At 70.9% G+C, this 22,808-nt stretch carries 23 protein-coding genes; 15 read left to right on the top strand and 8 right to left on the bottom strand.

Annotation, left to right across the window (positions count from 1 at the left end; all coding sequences use genetic code 11):
- Window positions 1-3: 3 nt before the first annotated feature.
- On the bottom strand, window positions 4-930 hold the full coding sequence (locus AVS7_RS07275) for a LysR family transcriptional regulator (protein ID WP_020227775.1): 927 nt from the start codon (window positions 928-930) through the stop codon (window positions 4-6).
- Window positions 931-1,017: 87 nt separating this feature from the next.
- Here AVS7_RS07275 and AVS7_RS07270 point away from each other — a divergent pair, with 87 nt between their 5' ends.
- From AVS7_RS07270 to AVS7_RS07240, 7 genes are all read left to right on the top strand, one after another.
- Window positions 1,018-1,992 (top strand): hydroxyacid dehydrogenase, encoded by a 975-nt coding sequence (locus AVS7_RS07270; protein WP_020227774.1) that lies wholly within the window; start codon window positions 1,018-1,020, stop codon window positions 1,990-1,992.
- A gap of 28 nt (window positions 1,993-2,020) precedes the next feature.
- Window positions 2,021-2,719 (top strand): RraA family protein, encoded by a 699-nt coding sequence (locus tag AVS7_RS07265; protein ID WP_020227773.1) that lies wholly within the window; start codon window positions 2,021-2,023, stop codon window positions 2,717-2,719.
- A 38-nt stretch (window positions 2,720-2,757) separates the two neighbouring features.
- On the top strand, window positions 2,758-3,738 hold the full coding sequence (locus tag AVS7_RS07260) for a tripartite tricarboxylate transporter substrate binding protein (RefSeq protein WP_024001101.1): 981 nt from the start codon (window positions 2,758-2,760) through the stop codon (window positions 3,736-3,738).
- A gap of 52 nt (window positions 3,739-3,790) precedes the next feature.
- Window positions 3,791-4,768, top strand: coding sequence for a tripartite tricarboxylate transporter substrate binding protein (locus AVS7_RS07255; protein WP_234449982.1), 978 nt, complete (start codon window positions 3,791-3,793; stop codon window positions 4,766-4,768).
- Between the two features lie 18 nt (window positions 4,769-4,786).
- A complete protein-coding gene (locus tag AVS7_RS07250) occupies window positions 4,787-5,728 on the top strand; it encodes an SMP-30/gluconolactonase/LRE family protein (protein WP_020227770.1) in 942 nt (313 codons plus the stop codon).
- Between the two features lie 62 nt (window positions 5,729-5,790).
- Window positions 5,791-7,032: an alpha-hydroxy acid oxidase gene (locus tag AVS7_RS07245; RefSeq protein WP_020227769.1), complete on the top strand. Its 1,242-nt coding sequence runs from the start codon at window positions 5,791-5,793 to the stop codon at window positions 7,030-7,032.
- A 35-nt stretch (window positions 7,033-7,067) separates the two neighbouring features.
- Complete coding sequence (locus tag AVS7_RS07240; RefSeq protein ID WP_024001099.1) at window positions 7,068-8,060, top strand: tripartite tricarboxylate transporter substrate binding protein; 993 nt, start codon at window positions 7,068-7,070, stop codon at window positions 8,058-8,060.
- Window positions 8,061-8,070: 10 nt separating this feature from the next.
- Here AVS7_RS07240 and AVS7_RS07235 read toward each other — a convergent pair whose 3' ends face one another.
- Complete coding sequence (locus AVS7_RS07235; protein WP_020227767.1) at window positions 8,071-9,126, bottom strand: aldo/keto reductase; 1,056 nt, start codon at window positions 9,124-9,126, stop codon at window positions 8,071-8,073.
- A 33-nt stretch (window positions 9,127-9,159) separates the two neighbouring features.
- Window positions 9,160-10,332, bottom strand: coding sequence for an MFS transporter (locus AVS7_RS07230; protein ID WP_020227766.1), 1,173 nt, complete (start codon window positions 10,330-10,332; stop codon window positions 9,160-9,162).
- 110 nt (window positions 10,333-10,442) lie between these two features.
- Here AVS7_RS07230 and AVS7_RS07225 point away from each other — a divergent pair, with 110 nt between their 5' ends.
- The 8 genes from AVS7_RS07225 (at window position 10,443) to AVS7_RS07190 (ending at window position 16,779) form a co-directional block, all read left to right on the top strand.
- Entirely contained in the window at window positions 10,443-11,405 is a 963-nt protein-coding gene (locus tag AVS7_RS07225) for a LysR family transcriptional regulator (protein WP_020227765.1), read from the top strand.
- Window positions 11,406-11,577: 172 nt separating this feature from the next.
- Window positions 11,578-12,087: a hypothetical protein gene (locus AVS7_RS07220; RefSeq protein ID WP_020227764.1), complete on the top strand. Its 510-nt coding sequence runs from the start codon at window positions 11,578-11,580 to the stop codon at window positions 12,085-12,087.
- A 100-nt stretch (window positions 12,088-12,187) separates the two neighbouring features.
- Window positions 12,188-12,499: a hypothetical protein gene (locus AVS7_RS07215; RefSeq protein ID WP_020227763.1), complete on the top strand. Its 312-nt coding sequence runs from the start codon at window positions 12,188-12,190 to the stop codon at window positions 12,497-12,499.
- An 80-nt stretch (window positions 12,500-12,579) separates the two neighbouring features.
- Window positions 12,580-13,632, top strand: a complete 1,053-nt coding sequence (pyrC, locus tag AVS7_RS07210) for a dihydroorotase (protein WP_020227762.1) — start codon at window positions 12,580-12,582, stop codon at window positions 13,630-13,632.
- A gap of 193 nt (window positions 13,633-13,825) precedes the next feature.
- On the top strand, window positions 13,826-14,626 hold the full coding sequence (locus tag AVS7_RS07205; RefSeq protein ID WP_020227761.1) for an NYN domain-containing protein: 801 nt from the start codon (window positions 13,826-13,828) through the stop codon (window positions 14,624-14,626).
- Window positions 14,623-15,372, top strand: a complete 750-nt coding sequence (locus AVS7_RS07200; RefSeq protein ID WP_020227760.1) for a DUF3025 domain-containing protein — start codon at window positions 14,623-14,625, stop codon at window positions 15,370-15,372. Before AVS7_RS07205 ends, AVS7_RS07200 begins: the two co-directional genes overlap by 4 nt.
- A gap of 105 nt (window positions 15,373-15,477) precedes the next feature.
- Complete coding sequence (htpX, locus tag AVS7_RS07195) at window positions 15,478-16,347, top strand: protease HtpX (protein WP_020227759.1); 870 nt, start codon at window positions 15,478-15,480, stop codon at window positions 16,345-16,347.
- A gap of 96 nt (window positions 16,348-16,443) precedes the next feature.
- The gene (locus tag AVS7_RS07190; protein ID WP_020227758.1) at window positions 16,444-16,779 is read left to right on the top strand and encodes a YXWGXW repeat-containing protein; all 336 of its coding nucleotides are present in this window, start codon (window positions 16,444-16,446) and stop codon (window positions 16,777-16,779) included.
- A 16-nt stretch (window positions 16,780-16,795) separates the two neighbouring features.
- On the opposite strand, the gene AVS7_RS07185 is transcribed toward AVS7_RS07190, so the two are convergent.
- The 5 genes from AVS7_RS07185 to AVS7_RS07165 form a co-directional block, all read right to left on the bottom strand.
- Window positions 16,796-18,568, bottom strand: coding sequence for an NAD(P)/FAD-dependent oxidoreductase (locus AVS7_RS07185; protein ID WP_020227757.1), 1,773 nt, complete (start codon window positions 18,566-18,568; stop codon window positions 16,796-16,798).
- A 33-nt stretch (window positions 18,569-18,601) separates the two neighbouring features.
- On the bottom strand, window positions 18,602-19,633 hold the full coding sequence (locus AVS7_RS07180; RefSeq protein WP_020227756.1) for a hypothetical protein: 1,032 nt from the start codon (window positions 19,631-19,633) through the stop codon (window positions 18,602-18,604).
- A gap of 65 nt (window positions 19,634-19,698) precedes the next feature.
- Window positions 19,699-20,676: a lysylphosphatidylglycerol synthase domain-containing protein gene (locus tag AVS7_RS07175; protein WP_020227755.1), complete on the bottom strand. Its 978-nt coding sequence runs from the start codon at window positions 20,674-20,676 to the stop codon at window positions 19,699-19,701.
- Between the two features lie 5 nt (window positions 20,677-20,681).
- Window positions 20,682-21,890: a cardiolipin synthase ClsB gene (clsB, locus tag AVS7_RS07170; RefSeq protein ID WP_024001097.1), complete on the bottom strand. Its 1,209-nt coding sequence runs from the start codon at window positions 21,888-21,890 to the stop codon at window positions 20,682-20,684.
- Window positions 21,887-22,654 (bottom strand): endonuclease/exonuclease/phosphatase family protein, encoded by a 768-nt coding sequence (locus AVS7_RS07165; protein WP_020227753.1) that lies wholly within the window; start codon window positions 22,652-22,654, stop codon window positions 21,887-21,889. The genes clsB and AVS7_RS07165 overlap by 4 nt, the downstream gene beginning before the upstream one ends.
- Between the last annotated feature and the right edge of the window lie 154 nt (window positions 22,655-22,808).

Genomic DNA, 22,808 nt, shown 5'->3' with positions numbered 1-22,808 from the left:
CGTTCAGGCGTCGTTGAAAGGCGCCTCGCCACCGAACAGCGTGCGCCCATCGGCGCGCAGTATCCGCAGCATCTGCTGCGCGGCGGGCGAGAGATAGCCGTCCTTGCGGCAGGTGACGCCCAGGTGGCGGCGCAGCGTGGTGGCGGCCAGGCGGACTTCCTTGAGCGTGCTGCTGCGCTCCAGCCGCAGCGTGTGGCGTGATACGAAGGTCAGCAGATCCGTCTTGGCCACCATGCGCGGCAGCAGCGGAATCGAGCCGGCTTCGACCTGCACCGTGGGCAGCGACATGCCGCGCGAGGTGAAGGCCTGATCCAGCCACTGGCGGCTCGGAATGTTGGCGTTCGGCAGCGCCCAAGGGTATTGCAGCAACGCGGCGAGCGTGATGCGCGAGCGCTGGAAGATCGGATGCGTCTGGCTGGCCGCCACCACCACCACGTCTTCGATGATGGGGTAGGAGAGCAGTTCGCCGTCGCCCTCGGCCGTGAGGCCGATCAGCAGGTCGAGCTGCCCCTCGCGCAGGCGGTCGCGCAGCTCCCAGCTCGGGCCGATCACGATGCTGATGGTGATCTTGCGCCCGCCCGCCAGCGCCTTGCTGCACAGCTCGGGCAGCAGGTGATCCGCGGCGACCGGGCCGCTGCCGATGCGCACGTGGCCCGAGATGCCTTCGTTGAAATCGCGCACCTCGCGCAGCGCCTCCTGGCTGGCATTGCGCAGCATGCGCGCGCGCGTGAGCAGCACCTGCCCCACGGGCGTGAGCCGGATGCCGCGCCCGGCGCGCTCGAACAGCGGGCCGCCCACGGCCTGCTCCAGCCGCTGTATGCACTTGGTCAGCGCGGGCTGGGTGCGTCCTAGCTGCTCCGCCGCCCGGCCCAGGTGGCCCAGTTCGGCAACGATTTCGAAGAAACGCAGGTCGCGCAGGTGCAGATCCATTGATGAATAAAAGTGATGATTGAATGAATATTATCGAATAGACGGAATGAGTGGCGCTGACAAGAATCCGGGCCCATCGGAGCACCCATGTCAACACAAGCCTTTACCGTATTCGTCACCGCGCCCAAGCTGGCCTCCAGCGGCGCGGATCTGCTCGCCAAGGCCGGCGCGCGGGTGATCTATCTGGAGCGCGGCGATGACGCTGCGCAGGTCGAGCGCATCATGGCCAGCGAGCCTGTGGACGCCGTGATCTCCCGCACGGCGGAGCTGTCGGCCCGGGCCATCGCGTCCTGCCCCACGCTCAAGGTCGTCTCCAAGCATGGCGTGGGGGTGAGCAATATCGACGTGGCCGCCGCCAGCGCGCGCCGCATTCCGGTGTACGTGACGCCGGGGGCCAACGCCCCGTCCGTGGCCGAGATGGCGCTGGGCCTGCTGTTCGCCGCGGCCCGCCGCATCGCCTGGATGGATGCGGAGCTGCGCGCTGGCCGCTGGTCGCGCGCGCAGGACGGCATCGAGCTGCGTGGCAAGACGCTGGGCCTGGTCGGCTTCGGCCAGATCGGGCAGCGCGTGGCGCTGGCTTGTCAGGCGATCGGTATGCAGGTGGCGGCGTTCGATCCGGCGCTGCAGTCCAGCCCCGTGCCGGGCGTGAAGCTGGTGGCGTCCCTGGATGCGCTGCTGCCGCTGGCGGACGTGCTCAGCCTGCACGTGCCGTTGAACAAGCACACCCGCGGCATGCTGGGCGCGGCGCAGTTCGCCCGCATGCCGCAGGGCGCCATCCTCATCAACACCGCGCGCGGCGAAGTGGTGGACGAGCCCGCGCTCATCGACGCGCTGCGCAGCGGCCGGCTGCATGCGGCGGGGCTGGACACCATGGCCGTGGAGCCCCTGCCGGCGGGCCACCCGCTGGCCACCCTGCCCAACGTGGTGCTGACGCCGCACGTGGGCGGCTCCACGCCCGCCGCGCTGGCCGCCATGGCCAGCGGCGCGGCCGCCAATGTGCTGGGCTGGCTGCAGGGCCAGCCCGTGGACGCCAGCCGCTGCGTGAACCCCGAGGTTCTTTGACCCGCCCCCTTTTTTCTGGAGAACGAGCATGAGCAGCAACCCCGCACCGCAGTGGCCCGCCGGCTACCGCATCAACCCGTGCGCCGCAGGCCCCGATGCCAGCGTCATCGAAGCTTTCAAGCACATCCCCGTGGCCGCCATCGGCGATGCCATGAGCCGCAACGTCGGCACCGTCGGCCTGCGGCAGTACCACGCGCGGCTCGACGCCGTGCTCTGCGGCCCCGCCGTCACGGTGCGCGTGCGCCCCGGCGACAACCTGATGATCCACAAGGCGCTGATGATGGTGCAGCCCGGCGACGTGCTGGTCATCGACGGCGGCGGCGACGTGTCGCAGGCCCTGGTCGGCGGCCTGATGCGCACCACCTGCGTGGCCCGTCAGCTGGCGGGACTGGTGATCGACGGCGCCATCCGCGACCTGTGCGAATGGGCCGAGGACGGCATGCCCGTCTTCGCGCGCGGCCACACCCACCGCGGCCCGAGCAAGGACGGCCCGGGCGAGATCAACGTGCCCGTCTCCTGCGCCGGCCTGGCCGTGCTGCCGGGCGACCTGATCGTGGGCGACGCCGATGGCGTGATCGCCGTGCCCGCCGCCGAGGCCGCCGACGTGCTGCGGCGCAGCCAGGCGCACCTGGCGAAGGAAGCCGCCATCCGCGAAACCAACCGCACCGGCACCGCCGACCCCGAGCGCTTCGACGCCGTGCTGCGCGCCAAGGGCCTGCCGGTATAGCCCCCCGTTCTTCATCCCCATTTTCAGGAGACAACGACATGCGTAGACGCAACCTGCTTGCCGTGGCGATGGCCGCCACCGCTGCCCTGGGCTTCCAGGGCCTGGCCCACGCCGATGCTGATTGGCCGCAGCGGCCCGTGCGGCTGGTGGTGCCCTTTCCGCCGGGCGGCGGCACCGACGCGACATCGCGCCTGGTGGCCGACAAGCTCAACACCGGCATGGGCTGGACGATGGTGGTCGACAACAAGCCGGGCGCCGGCGGCAACATCGGCCTGGATGCCGTGGCCAAGGCCGCGCCGGACGGCTACACCATCGGCATGGGGCAGGCCGCCAACCTGGCCATCAACCCCAGCCTGTACGCCAAGATGCCCTTCGACCCGTTGAAGGACTTCACGCCCATCGCCAGCGTGGCCCTGCAGCCGGTGGTGCTGACGGTGCGCGCCGACTCGCCGTTCAAGACCCTGGGCGACTTCATCCAGGCCGCGAAGGCCAGGCCGGGCTTCTACGGCGTTGCCCAGGCCGGCAACGGCACGGTGGGGCACTTGGCGGGCGAGATGCTGGCGCGCCGCGCGGGCATCCAGATCCTGCAGGTGCCTTACAAGGGCGCCAACCCCGCGCTGACGGATCTGATGGGCGGCCAGGTGGCGCTGTACTTCGGCAACACGGTGTCCGTGATGACCCAGCTGACCGCCGGCAAGATCCGCGCCCTGGCCGTCACGTCGGCCCAGCGCGTGTCCTCGCTGCCCAACGTGCCCACGGTGGCCGAGCAGGGCTATCCCGATTTCGAAGCCTCGACCTGGCTGGGCCTGGTGGGGCTGGCCAACATGCCCGCCGACGTGGTCAAGCGCATCGGCGACGTCACCATGAAGCTGCTGGCCACCAAGGAGGTGCAGGACAAGCTGGCACAGGAAGGCAGCATGCCCACGCCGGCCGACGGCGCGAAGTTCGGCCAATGGATCAAGAGCGAGCATGCCAAGTGGGGCAAGTTGATCCGCGAGGCGGACATCAAGCTCAACTGACCCCCCGGCCGGTTTCCAGACAACGCACTCGACAACGGTGGAGACAAACATCATGAAAACTTTTTCCTTCATGCGGCGCGCCGTGAGCGCATGGCTGCTTCTACTGGCATCCGGTCTGGCCATGGCGCAACCGGCCTGGCCCAGCAAGCCGGTGCGCCTAGTCGTGCCCTATGCCGCAGGCGGCACGACCGACTTCGCAGGGCGGCAGATCGCCCAGAAACTCACGGAACTGCTGGGGCAGTCCTTCTTCGTGGAGAACAAGGCCGGGGGCTCGGGCACCATCGGCACGCAGGTGGTCGTCAGGTCGGCACCCGACGGCGGCACCTTCCTGGTCAACGACACCGCCTACACCATGCTGCCGGCGCTGTTCGCCAAGCTGCCCTGGGATCACGCCACCGATCTGGTGCCCGTCACCACGCTGCTGCAGACGCCCGTGATCCTGGTGGTGCCCGCTGCGTCGCCGTTCAAGACGCTGCAGGATTTGCTGGCCCATGCGCGCCAGCAGCCGGGCCAGCTCAACTTCGGCTCGGGCGGCGCGGGCAGCTCCGCGCACCTGCAGGCCGAGCTGTTCAACAAGGAGGCGGGCATCTCCCTCACGCACGTGCCCTACAAGGGCGCGGGCGAGGCCATGCTGGGCCTGGTGGCCGGGCAGGTGGACATGCTGATCTCCGCGACGCCGACGGCCATACCGCAGATCCGCGGCGGCAAGGCGCGCGCGCTGGCCGTGACGGGTGGCGCGCGCCTGGAGGTGCTGCCCGACGTGCCCACCTTTGCCGAGGCCGGGGTGAAGGGCTATGCGGTGATGAACTGGTTCGGCCTGGCGGCGCCGAAGGGCACGCCGCCGCAGATCGTGGAGCGCCTGCAGAAGTCCGTCGCGCAGGCGTTAACGGATCCGGCGCTGCGCGCACGCCTGGCGGATCAGGGTGCGCAGCCCGGCGGCATGGAAAGCGCGGAATTCGCCCGGCTGATCCGCAGCGAGACGCAGCAATGGTCGGCCGCCGCGCGACTGGCCAACATCCAGCCGCAGTGACGCGGGGGCATCCGAACGATGTGGAATCTCTCCTTCACCGCCCCAGAAGTCATCGAGGCCCGCGTACTGACCCGCCTGCCGGACGCCTTCCGCCAGCCCCGCAAGACGGCCTGGAGCGAGGCCAACAAGCCTGGCCAGAGGATCGACAGCTTCCTGGAAGGCCCGTCGTTCGACAGGCAGGGCCGTCTGTGGGTCACCGATATTCCCAACGGCCGCATCTTCTGCATCGGCACGGATCTGCAGTGGACGCTGGCCGCCGAGTACGACGGCTGGCCCAACGGCAGCGCCTTCCACCAGGACGGCAGCTTGTGGATCGCCGACTACCGGCGCGGCCTGCTGCGCCTGGAGCCGGGCGCATCGCAGCCGCGGGGCGTGCTGGAGCACCGCAACAGCGAGTCGTTCCGCGGCGTCAACGACCTCACGTTCGACGGGCGGGGGCGCTGCTGGTTCACCGACCAGGGCCAGTCCGGGCTGCACGAGCCCAGCGGCCGGGTCTACCGCCTGGACGTGGACGGGCGCCTGGAGCTGATGCTGCAGAACGCGCCCAGCCCCAACGGGCTGGCGCTGAACCCGGACGAGAGCGCGCTCTATCTCGCGGTCACGCGGGCCAATGCTATCTGGCGCGCGCCGCTGGTGGGCGGGGGCGTCAGCAAGGTGGGGCACTTCCAGGGCTTCTTCGGCACCAGCGGCCCCGACGGCCTGGCCGTCGATGTGGACGGGCGGCTCGTGGTGGGGCATGCCAGCCTGCGCGGCGCCTTCGTGCTCAACGCCATGGGTGAGGTTACGCACTACGTGCGCAGCCCCGTTGGCGCGACGGTGACCAACCTGGCCTTCCGGCCGGGAACGCATCAACTGGTGATGGTCGAGTCGCAGACCGGCACCCTGCTGCAAGCCGATCTGCCGGCGCCGGGGCTGGCGCTGTACTCGCACGCAGATGCTACGAAAAATCAAAAAACATAGCTGCCCGCGCTTGCCACAAAAGCGCTAGAGGCCATTTTGACCCCAAAGAAGCCGGTGCCCCCATGCAACCCCGATTCGACGTCGAGCAATTCAACGCGCCTGCATCGTCCGCACCGTCCGGCGCGGGCGAGCAGTCCGCCACGCCGCGCAAGCTGCGCGGCATCCTGTCCCTGGACGATTTCGAAACCGCCGCCCGCAGGCACCTGCCCGCGCCCATCTTCGCCTACGTGAGCGGCGGCTGCGAGACCGACAAGTCCCTGCGCGGCAACCGCGAGGCGTTCGACGGCCACCGCTGGGTGACCCGCGTGCTGGCCGACACCTCGCGGCGCACGCTGGCCACGCCGCTGCTGGGCCAGACCTATGCCGCGCCGTTCGGTATCGCGCCCATGGGCATCAGCGCGCTGTCCGCCTATCGCGGCGATCTGGCACAGACGCGCGCGGCCGGGGCGGCCAACATCCCCGCCATCCTCAGCGGCACCTCGCTGATCGCGATGGAGGAGGTGGCGCGCGCCAACCCGCAAGCCTGGTTCCAGGCCTATGTGCCGGGCGAGAAGGAGCGCATTCTCAAGCTGCTCGACCGTGTGGAGGCCGCCGGCTTCAAGACCCTGGTCGTTACGGTCGATACGCCCGTTTCGGGCAACCGCGAGAACAACATCCGCGCGGGCTTCTCGACCCCGCTGCGCCCCAGCCTGCGCCTGGCGTGGGAGGGCGTCACCCACCCGCGCTGGCTGCTGGGCACGGCCTTGCGTACCCTGGCCCTGCACGGCATGCCGCACTTCGAGAACTCGCAGGCCACGCGGGGCGCGCCCATCCTCTCGTCCACCGTCACGCGCGACTTCGGCGCGCGCGACCACCTGAGCTGGGAGCACCTGGCCCTGATCCGCCAGCGCTGGCGCGGCCCCCTGGTGGTCAAGGGCATCCTGCACCCGCAAGACGCGTTGGCCGCGCGCGACGCGGGCGCGGACGGGGTCATCCTGTCCAACCACGGCGGGCGGCAACTGGACGGCTCCGCCTCGCCCATGCAGACGCTGCCGCATGTGGTGGACGCCGTGGGGCCGGACTACGCGGTCATGGTCGACAGCGGCTTTCGCCGCGGCAACGACGTATTGCTGGCGCTGGCGCTGGGCGCCAAGTTCGTCTTCGTGGGGCGGCCGTTCAACTACGCCGGTGCCGTGGGCGGCGAGGCGGGCATCCGCCACGCCATCGGCATCCTGGCTTCGGAAATCCAGCGAAACATGGCGCTGATCGGCGTGAGCCAGGTGACCGAACTGCATCCGGGGCTGCTGGTGAAACACGCGGCCTGAGTCCGAATTCTTCCATCCAACGAAAGGAGACACACATGCGATACGGCTTTTCCCGGGGGCTTGCGGCCCTGTTGTCGGCCAGCCTGCTGGCCGGGGGGGCGACGGCCCAGCCTTCGGCGGCGCCGGACTGGCCTTCCAGGCCGATCACCTATGTGGCGCCGTATCCGGCAGGCTCGCCGGTGGATCTGATCGCCAGGCGGCTCGGCCAGAACCTGCAGCACGCGCTGGGCCAGCCCGTCGTGATCGACAACCGGGTGGGAGCCGGCGGGGTCATCGGAACGGGCTTCGTCGCCAAGGCGCCGGCGGACGGGTACACCATCCTGGCGGGCTCGATCAGCACCCACGCGATCAACGCGAGCCTGTATCCCAAGCTGCCCTACGACCCCGTGAAGGACTTCGAGCCGGTCTCGCTGGTGGGCTCGACTTCGCTGGTGCTGGTCGTCAATCCCGCGAAGCTGCCGGTGAAGACCGTGCAGGAGTTCGTCGGGTACCTCAAGGCGCATCCCGGGCAGGTTCAGTTCGGCTCGGCGGGCAATGGATCCTCGCTGCACCTGGCCGGGGAGTTGTTCAAGTCCATGACCCGGACGGATCTGGTTCACGTGCCCTACAAGGGAAGCACCGGCGCCATGAACGATCTGCTGGGCGGGCAGATACCCGTGATGTTCGAGAACGCGCCCAATGCGCTGCCTCACATCCAGAGCGGAAAGCTGCGGGCATTGGCCGTGACGGGAGCCTCCCGCATTCCCGCGCTGCCCGACGTGCCGACGGTGGCGGAAACAGTCGCGCCCGGCTATCGGGTGGAGACGTGGCATGCGGTCTTCGCGCCGGCGGGAACGCCGCCGGCCATCGTCCAGAAGCTCAACCGCGCGGTTCTCGATGCGCTGGGCAAGCCGGAAGAGAAGGCGTTCTATGCCAGCCGCTCCATCGAGCTCTCTCCCGGTTCGCCGCAGGCGTTGCGCGCGTTCGTCGCGCAGGAGATTCCCAAGTGGCGTGCCATCGTGGAGAGCTCGGGCGCAAAGGTGGACTGACGGAACCGCCCTAGCCGTGCATTTGCACGCTGCTGCGCACCGCGGGCGGCGCCAGTTCGGTGAACTGGCCGTTCCAGTACGGGTAGTAGGGGTAGGGCGGCATCACGGCGCTGGCGTCGTCCAGCCTGCGCTGCTGCGCATCGGTCAGCGTCCAGCCGATGGCGCCCAGGTTCTGCTGCAGCTGCGCCTCGTCGCGCGCGCCGATGAGCACGCTGGCGACGGTGGGGCGCTGCAGCAGCCAGTTGATCGCCACCTGGGGCACGGTGCGGCCGGTTTCCTCGGCGACTTCGTGCAGGGCATCGACCACGGCGAACAGCCGTTCGTCGGGCACGGGTGGGGCGAACTGCGCCGTTTCGTGCAGGCGGCTGCCCTCGGGCATGGGCTGGCCGCGGCGGATCTTGCCGGTCAGACGGCCCCAGGCCAGCGGGCTCCAGACGAGCGTGCCCACGCCCTGGTCGAGGCCGAGCGGCATCAGCTCCCACTCGAAGTCCCGCCCCGCGAGCGAGTAGTACGCCTGGTTGGCCACGTAGCGCTCCAGGCCCAGGCGGTCGGCGGCGGCCAGCGACTTCATGAGCTGCCAGCCGGAGAAGTTCGACGCGCCGATATAGCGCACCTTGCCCGCGCGCACCAGGTCATCCAGCACCTTCAGCACCTGCTCCACCGGCGTGTGCGCGTCGAAGGCGTGCAGTTGCAGCAGGTCGACGTGGCCGGTCTTGAGGCGGCGCAGGGAGGCTTCCACGGCGGCCGTCAGGTGCAGGCGCGAGCTGCCGGCGGCCCACGGGCCTTCGCCCGTGCGCAGCCCCACCTTGGTCGAGATCAGCGCCTGCCCGCGCCGGCCCGCCAGCGCTTCGCCCAGCACGCTTTCCGAGGCGCCGTCGGAATACACGTCGGCCGTGTCGAACAGCGTCACGCCCGCGTCCAGGCAGATGTCGATCATGCGGCGCGCGTGCGCCACGCCGCTCGTGCCCCAGGCGCTGAACAGCGGCCCCTGGCCGCCGAAGGTGCCGCAGCCGAAACCTAAAGCGGGGACTTTGAGGCCGCTGCGGCCGAGATAGCGGTATTCCATGACGAGAACTCCTGTAGGTGAAGAAAGACGGATTCATGCGGCGGCCGGCGCGCACAGGGCCGCGCCGCCGGTGCGCGCGCTCCAGCCCGCCAGCAGCAGGCCGATGGCCGTGAGCCCCGCGCCCGCCCAGGCCAGCGAGGTCAGGCCCAGCCCGCCCGCCAGCACCAGCCCGCCCGCCCACGCGCCCAGCGCGTTGCCCAGGTTGAAGGCGGCGATGTTCAGGCTCGACGCCAGCGTGGCCCCATGCGGCCCGGCCTGCTGCAGTACGCGCATCTGCATCGGTGCCACGGTGGCGAAGGCCACGGTGCCCAGCAGCACCACGTAGGCCATCGCCAGCGCCGCATCGCCGAAGGCCCAGCGCCCGGCGGCCAGCACCGCCATCAGCGCGGCGATGCTGAGCAGCAGCGCACGCACCACGCCCCGGTCGGCCAGCCGCCCGCCCAGCAGGTTGCCCGCCGCCAGGCCCGCGCCGAACAGCAGCAGCGTGGCGGCCACCAGCCCGTCGCCCATGCGCGTGACCTGCTTGAGCAGTGGCTCCACGTAGGTGTAGAGCGCGAACAGCCCGGCGAAGCCGAACACCGTTACGCCCAGGCCCAGCCAGACTTGTGCGCGGGCCAGTACGGCCAGTTCCTGCCGCAGCGGCGTGGCCTCGGGGCGGCCGGCATCGCGCGGCACGAAGGCGGCCAGGATGGCGAGCGCCAGCACGCCCACGCCCGCCACGGCGGCGAAGGCCATGCGCCAGCCGAAGTGCTGGCCGATCCACGCGCCCGCGGGCACGCCCAGCAGCGTGGCGAGCGTGAGGCCCGAGAACATCAGCGCGATGGCCGAGGCGCGCTTCTCGGCGGGCACCAAGCCTGTCGCCACCACCGCGCCCACGCCGAAGAAGGTGCCGTGCGTGAGCGAGGTGAGCACGCGCGCGGCCATCAGCGCGCCGTAGCCCGGCGCCAGCGCGGCGGCGGCGTTGCCCGCGATGAAGATGCCCATCAGAGCCAACAGCAACTGCTTGCGCGGCCAGCGGCGCGTGGCGAGGGTGAGCAGCGGCGCGCCCACGGCCACGCCGACGGCGTAGCCCGAGATCAGCGTGCCCGCCGTGGGGATGGAGATGTGCAGGTCCTGGCTCACCTGCGTGAGCAGGCCCATGATGATGAATTCCGTGGTGCCGATGCCGAAGGCGCCGGCCGCCAGGGCGAGGAGGGAGACGGGCATGGAAAGCTCTGAAAAATGACGATGCCCATCACTGTGGCGGCGCGCCCGGTCTTTGTGTAGACGGAATAATGGAAACGCGCCTGTGCCTCGCAGGCATCAATCCAAGAGCCATGCCATCCCACGTCAATGAACCCGAAGGCGCCGCCGTCAACCGCGCCGCCGAGCTGGAGGTGCTGGTGCTCGTCGCCGAGCGCGGCAGCCTGTCGGCGGCGGCGCGGCAGCTCGGCGTATCGCCCTCGGCCGTCAGCAAGACCATGTCGCGGCTGGAGGCGCGCCTGGGCGTGCAGCTGCTCCAGCGCAGCACGCGGCGCGTGCACCTCACGCCCGAGGGCGCGCGGCTCTACGAGCGTGGCAAGTGCCTGCTGGCCGACCTCGACGAGCTGGAATCCGACGTGGCCGCGCGCGGCGCGCCCCGGGGCACGGTGCGCATCGGCGCGAGCACGGCCACGGGCTACCTGCTGCTGGCGCCGCTGGTGCCGCGCCTGCTGGCGCAGCACCCGGGCCTGAGCGTGGACCTGCACTTCACCGACCACGTGGTCGATCTGGCGGAGGCGGGCATCGACATCGCCATCCGCTGGGGCCGCCTGCCTTCGTCCGACATGGTGGCGCGCCTGCTAGGGCGCACGCGGCAGGTGGTCGTGGCTTCTCCCGACTACCTCGCGCGCCACGGCGAGCCGCGCCATCCGGGCGACCTGCGCGGCCACCTGCGCCTGGGCTGGAACTACCAGCGTGCGGTGCCGCACTGGCCCTTTCTCGTCGACGGGCGGCGCGTGGACGTGGAAACGGACCACGCGGTGCGCGTCAACGACGGCGATGCGATGCGCCGCCTGGCGCTGCACGGCACGGGTCTGGCACGGCTGTCGCTTTACCACGCCTGGGACGACTTGGTGGCCGGGCGGCTGGTGCCGGTGCTGGAGGCTTTCAACACCGGCGAGCTGGAGCCCATCCACGCCGTCTACCTCGGCAAGCCCGACCGCCTGCCGCCACGCACGCGCGCGGTGCTGGACTTCCTGCAGGCGCACGTGGACCTGCGCCAGGCCGAGCGGGCCTTCGTTTCTCCGGCCGCTGCCTGACCCGGGGCCGACGCCGCGGCGCGCCCTGGTCCTACGCGGCGGGGTGCGCTGGGCCGAAGGGCGCGGCACGGGCGCTCCATAGCATTCACCCATCGTTCCCGCGGGACGGGGTTGGACAAGGTTTCCTGCCCGGCACGCGGAGTTGTCACCCGCCTCTCGATGGAGAACCACCATGCGCCCGACCTTCCGCACACTGCAACTGGCCGCCACCTGCGCAGCCGTCGCCCTTCTGGCCGCCTGCGGCGGCGGCAACGACGACGATCCGAGCCCGAGCGACCAGCCCGGCGTGCTGACCGTGACGGGCTCCACGGTGGACGGCCTCAACGGCATCTATGGCGACGGCAACATCAACCTGACCGACGTGGACAAGAAGAACCCCGTCGGCTCCTACCCCGAGGTCTGCACCTTCCGCTTCGACGGCGCCAACCGCGTGGGCGGCAGCGGGCAGGCGTTTGGCGACATCCGCTACCGGCCGAACGAAGGCGTGGTGTACGAGGCCTTCCTCACCTTCCTGGGCCGCGAATTCCGCGCCGACGACGGCTGGAGCGACGTGAGCGTGGTGCGCGACACCGACCGCATCCGCATGCTGAACAAGACCCTGGTGGCCACCGACGGCTCGGGCGCGCGCGTGACTGTCTCCGGCGTCATCCCCATGCGGCCCAACCGCCCCTCGGGCTGCTGACCGATTACCCCTCGCCCCTTCACGGGGTTTGCCCCGGCCGCCTTGCGGTGGCCGGGGCCTTTTCCGTGCGCGGGCCATCCGGCGTAGCATGCGGGCCGCCATGGGCTCCTCACGCATCGTCCACATCCAACCGGCCGCGCCGCCCAAGCCCGCGCACGGCGCGCCCTGCAACGGCTGCGGCCTGTGCTGCCTGGCCGAGCCATGCCCGCTGGGCATGCTGCTGTCGCGCCGCCGCACGGGCGCATGCGCGGCGCTGCGCTGGTCGCCCGAGGCACAGCGCTACCTGTGCGGCGCGGTGGCCGTGCCCGCCGGCGCGCCGCCCTGGCGCCGTGCGGCTGCGGTGCTTGCGCGGCGCTGGATCGCGGCGGGCGCCGGGTGCGATGCCGACCTGTGGGCGGATGCTATTGAATAAAGAGCTGCTCGCGCTTGCTGGATAAGTGCTGGAGTCCCTTTTTGCTTGAAAGACGAGGCGCGGCGGCCCCGGATGGGAAAATGGCGGCCATGACCGCCACCCCCCTCGACACCCTCACGATCACCCGCCCCGACGACTGGCACCTGCACGTGCGCGACGGCGAACCGCTCGCCACCGTGGTGCCGCACACGGCCGCGCAGTTCGGCCGCGCCATCATCATGCCCAACCTGCGCCCGCCCGTGACCACGGCCGCGCAGGCGCTGGCATACAAGCAGCGCATCCTGGCCGCCGTGCCGCCCGGCGTGCACTTCGAGCCGCTGATGACGCTCTACCTCACCGACAACCTCGCGCCGGACGAGATCGCGCGTGCCAAGGACGCGGGCGTGGTCGCCCTCAAGCTCTACCCGGCCGGCGCCACCACCAACAGCGACGCGGGCGTGACCGACATCCGCAAGACCTACAAGACGCTCGAAGCCATGCAGAAGGCCGGCATCCTGCTGCTGGTGCATGGCGAGGTGACCAGCAGCGACATCGACCTGTTCGACCGCGAGGCCGTGTTCATCGACCAGCACCTGATCCCGCTGCGCCGCGACTTCCCCGAGCTGAAGATCGTCTTCGAGCACATCACGACCAAGGAGGCCGCGCAGTACGTGGCGCAGGCCGACCGCTTCACGGCCGCCACCATCACCGCGCACCACCTGCTCTACAACCGCAACGCCATCTTCACCGGCGGCATCCGCCCGCACTACTACTGCCTGCCCGTGCTCAAGCGCGAGACGCACCGCCAGGCGCTGGTGCAGGCCGCCACCAGCGGCAGCGACCGCTTCTTCCTGGGCACCGACAGCGCGCCGCACCCCGCGCACCTCAAGGAGCACGCCACGGGCTGCGCGGGCTGCTACACCGCGCACGCGGCCATCGAGATGTATGCCGAGGCGTTCGACAACGCGGGCGCGTTGGACCAACTGGAGGGCTTCGCCAGCTTCCACGGCCCCGCGTTCTACGGCCTGCCGCGCAACCAGGGCACCATCACCCTGCGCCGCGAGTCGTGGACGCCGCCGGACAGCTTCCCCTTCGGCGAGGCCGAGCTGAAACCCCTGCGCGCGGGCGAGGCACTGCCCTGGCGCCTGGTATGAGGAACACCCCCCTGAGGCCCTGCGGGCCTTCCCCCCGCTCTCGCAGCGCTGCGCGCTGCGGGCAGGGGGACGCCGCCAGTGCGGCGGGGCGGCGCGGCCGGCTAAGGCCCTTGCACGGCGGCCCTGGCCTGACGCGCGCCAGTTTCAAGCAACACGAACGGTGCACAGCGCCATTCATTTGAAGGAGCCGCTCATGACCTCGCCTGAACGCCAGTTGCGCATCGCCCTGCTGATCGACGCGGACAACGCGCCGGCCGAGAAGATCGACGAGATCCTCACCGAGCTGTCCACCCTGGGCGAGATCAGCATCCGCCGCGCCTATGGCAACTGGACCAAGCATGGCCTGGGCGGCTGGCAGGAGCGGCTGCTGGAGTTCGCCATCCGGCCCATCCAGCAGTTCGACTATTCCAAGCGCAAGAACGCCACCGACATGGCGATGACGGTGGACGCGATGGAGCTGCTCTACAGCGAGCGGCCGGATGCGTTCGGCATCGTCTCGTCGGACGCCGATTTCACGCCGCTGGTCATGCACCTGCGCTCCAAGGGCGCGGCCGTGTACGGCTTCGGCGCGGCGCAGACGCCCAAGCCGTTCGTGAACGCCTGCTCGCGCTTCCTCTACCTGGAGTCGCTGGTGGGCGAGGGCGAGGAGCAGGGAGAGGCCGCCAAGCCGGCCGCGCCCGAAGCGCCCCAGCAGCCGGAGGTGCCCGCGCCCGGCGTGCCCGAATGCCCGGCCCGGCTGCGTGTGCCCACGGCCCAGCTGCGCCAGGACACGCGGCTCATGAACCTGCTGCGCTACGCCGTGCAGGCCTCGCAGGACGAAACCGGCTGGGCGCGCGTCGGCGCCGTGGGTACGCAGATCGGCAACAAGACCTCGTTCGACGCGCGCAACTACGGCTACGCCACGCTGTCCAAGCTGCTCGCGGCCACGCAGGCCTTCGAGTTCCGCGACGAGGGCACCTCGCGCGTGGCCGTGCGCGACAAGCGCACGCCGTGAACGCCATCGACTGGGAGCGCCCCTGGCTCGCTCCCCTGGCGCGGCTGGGCCGCGCCGGCGCGCAGCGGGTGGCGGCGGGCGCCAGCGTGGCGCAGGCGCTCAACGCGCTGGCGGACGGCGGCCTCGCCCCCGCGCCCGGCGTGCGCTTCGTGCCCCAGGCGGCGCTGCCGGAAGGCATGGCCTACGAGCGCTTCATCTTCGAGACCGGCCAGGTGCCCACGCGCGACAACCTGCACGACTTCTTCAACGGCCTCGTCTGGCTGCACTACCCCGCCACCAAGCGCCGGCTCAACCAGTGCCAGGCCCGGGCCATCGCGGCGCACGGCGTGGGCGCGGTGCGCGGGCCGCTGCGCGACGCGGCCACCGTGTTCGACGAGAACGGCGCCATCTTCTGCGCCCCGCCCGCGCTGCACGCGGCGCTGGCCGCGCGCCAGTGGCGACGGCTGTGCGTGGAGCTGCGCCCGCTCTGGGGCCAGGCGCGCCTGCTGCTGTTCGGCCACGCGCTGCTCGAAAAGCTGGTTGCGCCACGAAAACCGATCACGGCGCATGCCCACCAAGCGCCAGCAGCTATCGAAGGCATAGCAAGCGCCGATGCCTGGTTGGCCGCCGCCCTCGCGCCCGAGGTGCTGGCGGCCAAGCCGTTCAATCCCCTGCCGGTTCTGGGCGTGCCCGGCTGGTGGCCCGAAAACGAGAACTTTTGCTTCTATGATGACTCTCTCGTTTTCCGCAGCATGCGCCCCGCATAAGCCAACCACAACAGGGCCGCCCACCGTTGCACGCGCGGCTTGGAAAACGCCGCGCACTCCCCATATACCCGCAGACACTTGTTCCCGAGTGGAGAACCCACCTCTATGAAACGCATCGCGCTTTTTCTGTTGACCAACGTCGCCGTCGTGGTGGTGCTGGGCATCGTCGCCAGCCTGCTCGGCGTGAACCGCTACCTCACCGCCAACGGCCTGAACCTGGGGGCGCTGCTGGGCTTCGCCTTCATCATGGGCTTCGGCGGCGCCATCATCTCGCTGCTCATGAGCAAGCCCATCGCCAAGATGAGCATGGGCGTGCAGATCATCAACGAGCCGCGCAACGCTGACGAGGCCTGGATCGTGGAGACCGTGCGCCGCTTCTCCGAGAAGGCTGGCATCCAGATGCCCGAGGTCGGCATCTACCAGGGCGATCCCAACGCCTTCGCCACCGGCGCGTTCAAGAACTCGGCCCTGGTGGCCGTTTCCACCGGCCTGCTGCAGGGCATGACGCGCGAGGAGGTCGAGGCCGTCATCGGCCACGAGGTCGCGCACGTGGCCAATGGCGACATGGTGACCATGGCGCTGATCCAGGGCGTGATGAACACCTTCGTCGTGTTCCTCTCGCGCGTGATCGGCTACGCGGTGGACAGCTTCCTGCGCAAGAACGACGAGAACAGCTCCGGCCCCGGCATCGGCTACTTCGTCACCACCATCGTGCTCGACATCCTGCTGGGCTTCCTGGCCGCCATCATCGTGGCGTGGTTCTCGCGCCAGCGCGAGTTCCGCGCCGACGCGGGCGCCGCGCAGCTCATGGGCCGCAAGCAGCCGATGATCAACGCGCTGTACCGCCTGGGCGGCATGCACCCGGGCGAGATGCCCAAGAGCCTGCAGGCCATGGGCATCACGGGCAGCATCGGCAAGCTGTTCAGCTCGCACCCGCCCATCGAGGAGCGCGTGGCCGCGCTGCAGCAGGGCTGATCGCCCCCGCGTCTTTACCCGGCCTTCACATAGCCCCTGTCAACACCCGGCAGGGGCTTTTTCGTTGAAGGGGCATCACGTTCCCGGGAGCATGCCGTGAGACTTCTTCGACCTTCTTTCCTGATCGCCGCCGCCGCCAGCGCCCTGCTCGGCGGCTGCGTGGTGGCGCCCGCCTACCCCGTGGCCGGGCCGGGTGAGGCCATATACGCCCCCATGGCGCCGCCACCGCTCTACACCGAAGTGGTGCCCGTGGCGCCGTCGCCCGTGCACGTATGGATCAACGGCTACTGGGGCTGGGGCGGCAGCCGCTACGACTGGCGGCCGGGGCACTGGGCCGTGCCGCCGCGCCCAGGTTACACATGGCAGCCGCGCCAGTGGCAGCACGGCCCGCATGGCTGGCAGCCGCGCGGCGGGCGCTGGGGCCCGCGGTAGGCCGCGCCGCCGCCGATCAGGCGGCGCTGCCCGAACCGCGCGTGCCCGACGAGGGCAGCGGCAGGCCGAGGAGGGCGCAGGCCACGGCCTCGCCGACCTTGATGCCGTCCACGCCCGCCGAGAGGATGCCGCCCGCGTAGCCCGCGCCCTCGCCCGCGGGATACAGGCCGGGGGTGTTCAGGCTCTGGAAGTCCTCGCCCCGGCCGATGCGCAGCGGCGACGAGGTGCGCGTCTCCACGCCCGTCATCACGGCGTCCTCCATGTCGTAGCCGCGGATCTTGCGGCCGAAGGCGGGCAGGGCCTCGCGCATGGCGGCAGTGGCGAAGGCGGGCAGGGCGTCGTCCAGGCTGACCAGCGTCACGCCGGGCTTGTACGAGGGCTCCACGTCCCCCAGCTCCGTGGACGCGCGGCGTGCGAGGAAGTCGCCCACGCGCTGCGCGGGCGCGTTGTAGTTGCCGCCGCCCAGTTGGTACGCACCTGATTCGAGCTGGCGCTGCAGCACGATGCCTGCGAGCGGGTGCACTGCGTCCTGCGGCAAGGCTTCCACGCCGTGCGTGGCGCCGAGCAGCGCCTCGAACGCGGCGGGATCGCGCGGATAGTCCTGCGGCTCCACGCCCACCACCATGCCCGCGTTGGCGTTGCGCTCGGCGCGCGAATACTGGCTCATGCCGTTGGTCACCACGCGCCCGGGCTCGCTCGTGGCGGCCACCACGGTGCCGCCAGGGCACATGCAGAAGCTGTAGACGGTGCGCCCGCCACTCGCGTGGTGCACCAGCTTGTAGTCGGCCGCGCCGAGCAGCGGGTGGCCGGCATGCTTGCCCCAGCGCGCGCGGTCGATCACGCTCTGCGGGTGCTCGATGCGCACGCCCACCGAGAAGGGCTTGGCCTCCATGGCCACGCCGTGCGCGTGCAGCATGGCGAAGCTGTCGCGCGCGCTGTGGCCCAGGGCCATGACCACGTGGTCGGCACGCAGCTCCTCGGTGGCGCCGGTGGCGAGGTTCTGCACGCGCAGGCCGCGCACATGGCGTTGTCCGGGGCGGCCTTCGAGCACCACGTCGCTCACGTGCTGCTCGAAGCGCACCTCGCCGCCCAGCGCGATGATCTGCGCGCGCAGCGATTCCACCACCTTCACCAGCTTGAAGGTGCCGATGTGCGGGTGCGCGGCGTAGAGGATCTCGGGCGGCGCGCCCGCGTCCACGAACTCCTGCATCACCTTGCGGCCCAGGTGGCGCGGGTCCTTGATCTGGCTGTAGAGCTTGCCGTCGCTGAACGTGCCCGCGCCGCCCTCGCCGAACTGCACGTTCGACTGCGGATTGAGTTCGCGCCTGCGCCACAGGCCCCAGGTGTCCTGCGTGCGCTCGCGCACGGGCTTGCCGCGCTCCAGCACGATGGGGCGGAAACCCATCTGCGCCAGCACCAGCGCCGCGAAGATGCCGCAGGGCCCGAAGCCCACGACCACGGGGCGCAGGGCCGCCCCGGCGGGTGCACGGCCCACGGGGCGCCAGGCCATGTCGGGCGTGGGCTGCACGTGCGGGTGGCCGGCGTGGCGGGCGAGCAGCGCGGCTTCATCGGCCACCTGCACGTCGACGATGTAGACGGCCAGCAGGTCGGCCTTGCGCGCGTCGAAGCTGCGCTTGTGCACGTGCAGGCTGGCGATGGCGCCTTCCTCCACGCCGAGCTGCTGTGCCGCGAGCGTGCGCAGCGCTTCCTCGGGCGGGTATTCGGTGTGGTTCTCGGGGTGGTAGCGCAGCGCCGCGAGGGGCAGCTTGAGTTCGGAGAGGCGGATCATGGCTTGTGGCGATCAAGCAAAAGAGGGTGGCGATTATGCGGCGCGCGCGTGGCGCAGCCAGTGCCGCAGCGCGTCGGGTTCCTCGCGCAACGCGCGCAGCTGCAGCCGCAGGTGCTGGATGTCTTCCTGCAGGTCGCGCACCTGTGCGCGCAGATGGCCCATGAGCTTGGCGGGCTTGCTGGCGGCACCTGGCTCCAGCTCGTAGTCGGCGCAGAACGCCTCCTGCGCGGCGCGGGTCTGCCGCTGCAGTTCGGCGAGCTGGTCGGCCAGCAGGCGGTTGTAGGGCGCGAGGCGGGCGTCGCTGAAGGCGGCGATGCGCGCGGGGTCGATCTGGTCGGCTTCGAGCTGCAACTGCAGCAGGCCGGTCAGGTCGCCGGCCGCGTAGGCGAGGTTGACGCGCTGCATGAGCGCGGTCTTGCGCGTGCGCTCGGCGGGGTCGCTCTCGCGGTCGGGGTGCAGGGTGCTGGCGAGGCGGCGGTAGATCTCGCGCAGCGGCTGGGCGGCCTCGCGCGCGGCAGCCTGGGCCTGGCGTTCGCGCGCGCCGGGCTTGCGCGCGCGGCGCGCGGCGTGGTGGGTGGCGCGCGCCTGCTCGGCCTGGGCCTGGGCGGCGTGCATCTGCGCCTCGACGCGGCGCAGCACTTCCTCGGGCGAATCCGGGTCGGCGGTGTCCGGTGCCGCTTCGTCGGCATTGGCGTAGCGGTCGTGCAGCGCCTGCATCGCTGCGCGCAGGGCTTCGTCGCGTACGCCGGCGGCCAGGCGGGCGGCGAGGCGGGCGATGGCCTCGCCCAGCGCGGCGCGGTCGGCTTTCGACAGGCCCTTGCGGCCGGCCTCGGCGTCCAGCACCTGCGCCAGCTCGCAATAGAGCGCGTGGTAGGTGGCCAGCAGCGGCTCCACGTCGCGCGCATACCGCGCATGGAAGGCGGCGGTGGCCTCGTTCCAGGCGGCCAGCAGTTCCTGCTGGGCGGCGATGCGGCGCAGGTGCTCGTTGAACTGCGCCTGCTGCGCACTCAGCGGCGCGGCATGGGTGGGCGTGGCGATGGGAAGGACGGAATGGCGTGGCGGCATGCGGGCATTGTGGCCTCCGCATTCGCTGCATTGCTATCTATTCAATAGCTGCTTGCGCTTGTGCATCAAGCGCTGGAGGCCGATTTGGCTTGTATTTTCCCACGCCACTCCCAGGCCAGCAGCGCCACGCCCGCGACCGCGAGCGGCGCGAAGTAGTAGAGCGCCCGGTAGGCCAGCACGACGGCCAGCGCCTGGCTGGGGGGCATCCAGGGGCTCAGCACGGCGGTGCCCACGGCCTCCAGCACGCCCAGGCCGGCGGGGATGCGCGAGAGCAGCCCCGCCACCGCGCCCAGCAGCACGGCGGCCAGTGCCGCCGCGTAGGGCGCCTTGCCGCCCGCCAGCGCCCACAGCGCGCCGCCCATCAGCGCCCAATTGGTGCACGACAGCAGCATCTGCAGCAGCGCCACCCGCGCGCGCGGCAGCGGCAGCTCGTGCCCGCGCACGGCCAGCGGCCGCCCGCCGCGCCAGGCGCACAGCGCCAGGTAGGCTGCACCGATGGCCGCCAGCGCGGCACCTAGCATGCGCATCTGGTGCGGGCCGATCTCCCAGCCCTGCGGCAGCGGCGGTGCCCAGGCCCAGAACACGGCGCAGGCCAGCACGCAGTAGCCCAGCCAGTTGGTGATGATGGACAGCACGATGACCTGCCCGATCTGCCCCGGCTGCAGCCCCTGGCGCGAGTACAGCCGCCAACGCACGGACACGCCGCCGATGATGGAGCCCAAATTGAGCGCGAACGGATAGGCCGTGAGCGTGACGCCCATGGTGCGCGCCACTCCCAGGCCATGGCGCAGCACGTGGCGGCCGAACAGGTCGAAGCAGCCATAGGCCAGGTGGCTCGCCCAGGCCAGCAGCGCGCCCAGCGCCAGCGTGCCCGGCGGCAGCGCGCGCAAGGCCTGCCACACGCCGGGCCAGTCCACCTGCCGTGCCTGGCGCAGCAGCAGCCACACCACCAGCGCGATCAGCGCGGCCGTGAATGCGCCCGCCAGCCAGGGCCAGGCGCCGCGGCGGCGGCGGTGCTGTGAGGGAGCGGTGTGCGCGTGCATGGGGATCAGGCCGCCGGCTTGTGCAGCCCGTCGGCCTCCACGATTTCGATCACGGGGGCATGGCGCGGAAGCCAGCCGGCCCAGGCGGGGAACCAGCGCATCAGGTGGTAGACGCAGTAGCCGCGCAGCAGGCGCAGGCCCTCCCAGCGCGTGCGCGGCGCGGGCTCCACCTGCTTGCAGCAGTCGCGCATGAGGCGTGCCAGGCGCTCGTGCAGCGTGGCGTTGAACCGCGTGTCGCGGATGACGACGTTGGCCTCCAGGTTCAGCGACAGGCTCAGGGGGTCGAGGTTGCTGGAGCCCACGGTGGCCCAGGCGTTGTCCACCAGCGCCACCTTGCCGTGCAGCGGGCGCTCGCAGTATTCGTAGATGCGCACGCCCGCACGCTGCAGGTGGTCGTAGAGCAGCCCGGCGGCGGTCTTCACGATGGGCATGTCGGGCTGACCCTGCAGGATCAGCGCCACCTCCACGCCGCGGCGCGCGGCGCGGCGCATCTCGCGCACCAGCCGATAGCCGGGGAAGAAGTAGGCGTTGGCGATCACCACGCGCTCGCGTGCGGCGCGTAGCGCGATGCGGTAGTGGCGCTCGATGTCGGTGGTGTGGTGGCGGTTGTCGCGCGTGACGAAGAGGGCGCCCGCCTCGCCCGCCGGCGGCGGCACGGGCGGGGCGGCGCGCAGCCGCTGGCGCAGCTCGGCGCGCGGCAGCACGGCGGCCTGCACGAAGCGGTGCATGTGCGCGACGATGGGGCCGCGCACCTCCACGGCGTAGTCCTGCTTGGCCTCGGGGCCGAAGTCGGCCACGTGGTCGGCCGAGTAGTTGATGCCGCCGATGAAGCTCCGCTCGCCGTCCACCACCACGATCTTGCGGTGCATGCGGCGCAGCAGGTTCAGCCGCTGGCCGAACAGGCGCCGCCCCGGATCGAACACGCGAAAGCGCACGCCGGCCTGCACCAGGCTGGCGACGAAGTCCCCGGGCAGGTCGGGCGAGCCGAAGCCGTCCACCAGCACGTGCACCTCGGCGCCGCCCTGCGCGGCCTGCAGCAGCGCGGCATGCAGGCCGCGGCCGATCTTGTCGTCGAACAGGATGAAGGTTTCCACGAACACTTCGCGGCGCGCGCTGGCGATGGCCTCGAACACGCGCGGGAAGTACTCCTCGCCGTTCTCCAGCAGGCGGAACTGGTTGCCGCCCACCCAGCGTGACGACGGACGGGGCGTCATAGCGCGATCTCCGCGGCCAGCGGCGCGTGGTCCGACAGCTGGTTCCAAGGCCGGCGCGGCAGCGGCAGCGGCATGTGCACGGACACGCCGCGCACGTAGATGCGGTCCAGCGCCAGCATCGGCATGGGCGCGGGGAAGGTGCGCACCGCGCGGCCGCCAGCGTGCACGAAGACCTCGTGCAACCCGGCCTCGCGCCGCAGCACGTCGTGCGCGCGGCCGCGCCAGTCGTTGAAGTCGCCCGCCAGGATCACGGGCTCGTCCTCCGGCAGGCCGCGCGTCAGTTCGGCCACGCGGCGCAACTGCTGCTGGCGGTGCCCCTCCTGCAGCCCCAGGTGCACGCAGATGGCGTGCACCGGCGTGGGGTGGCCCGGCGGCTGCAGCGTGCAGTGCAGCATGCCGCGCCGCTCGGGGCCGCTCACCGAGATGTCGTGGTTCTCGAAGCGCGTGATGGGGAACTTGGACAGCACCGCGTTACCGTGGTGGCCGTTGTCGTAAACCGCGTTGCGACCGTAGGCGTGCTGCTGCCAGATCGAGTCGGCCAGGAACTCGTAGTGCGGCTCCTGCGGGAAGTTGGCCACGCGGTCCGCATGGCGCTGGTGCGTGCCCAGCACCTCCTGCAGGAACACCACGTCGGCCGACACCTCGCGCACCGCGTCGCGCAGCTCGTGCAGCATGAAGCGGCGGTTGAAGGAAGTGAAGCCCTTGTGCACGTTCACGGTGAGCACCTTGAACGCGAGGGAGCTGGAAGGATGTGGCGCGGTCATCGCCCCGATTGTTCCGGGCGCGCCCCGCACGGGCCTGTAGGACGGCTGGCTGAAGGCGTGCCTGTGCCTGCCGCAAAAAGAAAGGCTCTGTCACAAATCTGTGTTGGTAGTATGTGGGCCAACGCGTTGACGGAGTGGGTTTGCCATGCGGAAG

The sequence above is a fragment of the Acidovorax sp. MR-S7 genome, from assembly GCF_000400995.2.
In the GTDB taxonomy this organism is placed as follows: Bacteria; Pseudomonadota; Gammaproteobacteria; order Burkholderiales; family Burkholderiaceae_C; genus MR-S7.
Note: the sequence above shows the minus strand (reverse complement) of the source record. Positions and strands in the feature narration are given on the sequence as shown.

Excerpts from the sequence above, each read along its gene's own strand:
- htpX (WP_020227759.1), top strand. The coding sequence starts at position 15,478 with ATGAAACGCATCGCGCTTTTTCTGTTGACCAACGTCGCCGTCGTGGTG.
- AVS7_RS07270 (WP_020227774.1), top strand. The coding sequence starts at position 1,018 with ATGTCAACACAAGCCTTTACCGTATTCGTCACCGCGCCCAAGCTGGCC.
- AVS7_RS07230 (WP_020227766.1), bottom strand. The coding sequence starts at position 10,332 with ATGCCCGTCTCCCTCCTCGCCCTGGCGGCCGGCGCCTTCGGCATCGGC.
- pyrC (WP_020227762.1), top strand. The coding sequence starts at position 12,580 with ATGGCGGCCATGACCGCCACCCCCCTCGACACCCTCACGATCACCCGC.
- AVS7_RS07275 (WP_020227775.1), bottom strand. The coding sequence starts at position 930 with ATGGATCTGCACCTGCGCGACCTGCGTTTCTTCGAAATCGTTGCCGAA.
- AVS7_RS07245 (WP_020227769.1), top strand. The coding sequence starts at position 5,791 with ATGCAACCCCGATTCGACGTCGAGCAATTCAACGCGCCTGCATCGTCC.
- AVS7_RS07205 (WP_020227761.1), top strand. The coding sequence starts at position 13,826 with ATGACCTCGCCTGAACGCCAGTTGCGCATCGCCCTGCTGATCGACGCG.
- AVS7_RS07180 (WP_020227756.1), bottom strand. The coding sequence starts at position 19,633 with ATGCCGCCACGCCATTCCGTCCTTCCCATCGCCACGCCCACCCATGCC.
- AVS7_RS07240 (WP_024001099.1), top strand. The coding sequence starts at position 7,068 with ATGCGATACGGCTTTTCCCGGGGGCTTGCGGCCCTGTTGTCGGCCAGC.
- AVS7_RS07255 (WP_234449982.1), top strand. The coding sequence starts at position 3,791 with ATGAAAACTTTTTCCTTCATGCGGCGCGCCGTGAGCGCATGGCTGCTT.
- AVS7_RS07220 (WP_020227764.1), top strand. The coding sequence starts at position 11,578 with ATGCGCCCGACCTTCCGCACACTGCAACTGGCCGCCACCTGCGCAGCC.
- AVS7_RS07215 (WP_020227763.1), top strand. The coding sequence starts at position 12,188 with ATGGGCTCCTCACGCATCGTCCACATCCAACCGGCCGCGCCGCCCAAG.
- AVS7_RS07165 (WP_020227753.1), bottom strand. The coding sequence starts at position 22,654 with ATGACCGCGCCACATCCTTCCAGCTCCCTCGCGTTCAAGGTGCTCACC.
- AVS7_RS07265 (WP_020227773.1), top strand. The coding sequence starts at position 2,021 with ATGAGCAGCAACCCCGCACCGCAGTGGCCCGCCGGCTACCGCATCAAC.
- AVS7_RS07175 (WP_020227755.1), bottom strand. The coding sequence starts at position 20,676 with ATGCACGCGCACACCGCTCCCTCACAGCACCGCCGCCGCCGCGGCGCC.
- clsB (WP_024001097.1), bottom strand. The coding sequence starts at position 21,890 with ATGACGCCCCGTCCGTCGTCACGCTGGGTGGGCGGCAACCAGTTCCGC.
- AVS7_RS07260 (WP_024001101.1), top strand. The coding sequence starts at position 2,758 with ATGCGTAGACGCAACCTGCTTGCCGTGGCGATGGCCGCCACCGCTGCC.
- AVS7_RS07250 (WP_020227770.1), top strand. The coding sequence starts at position 4,787 with ATGTGGAATCTCTCCTTCACCGCCCCAGAAGTCATCGAGGCCCGCGTA.
- AVS7_RS07225 (WP_020227765.1), top strand. The coding sequence starts at position 10,443 with ATGCCATCCCACGTCAATGAACCCGAAGGCGCCGCCGTCAACCGCGCC.
- AVS7_RS07185 (WP_020227757.1), bottom strand. The coding sequence starts at position 18,568 with ATGATCCGCCTCTCCGAACTCAAGCTGCCCCTCGCGGCGCTGCGCTAC.
- AVS7_RS07235 (WP_020227767.1), bottom strand. The coding sequence starts at position 9,126 with ATGGAATACCGCTATCTCGGCCGCAGCGGCCTCAAAGTCCCCGCTTTA.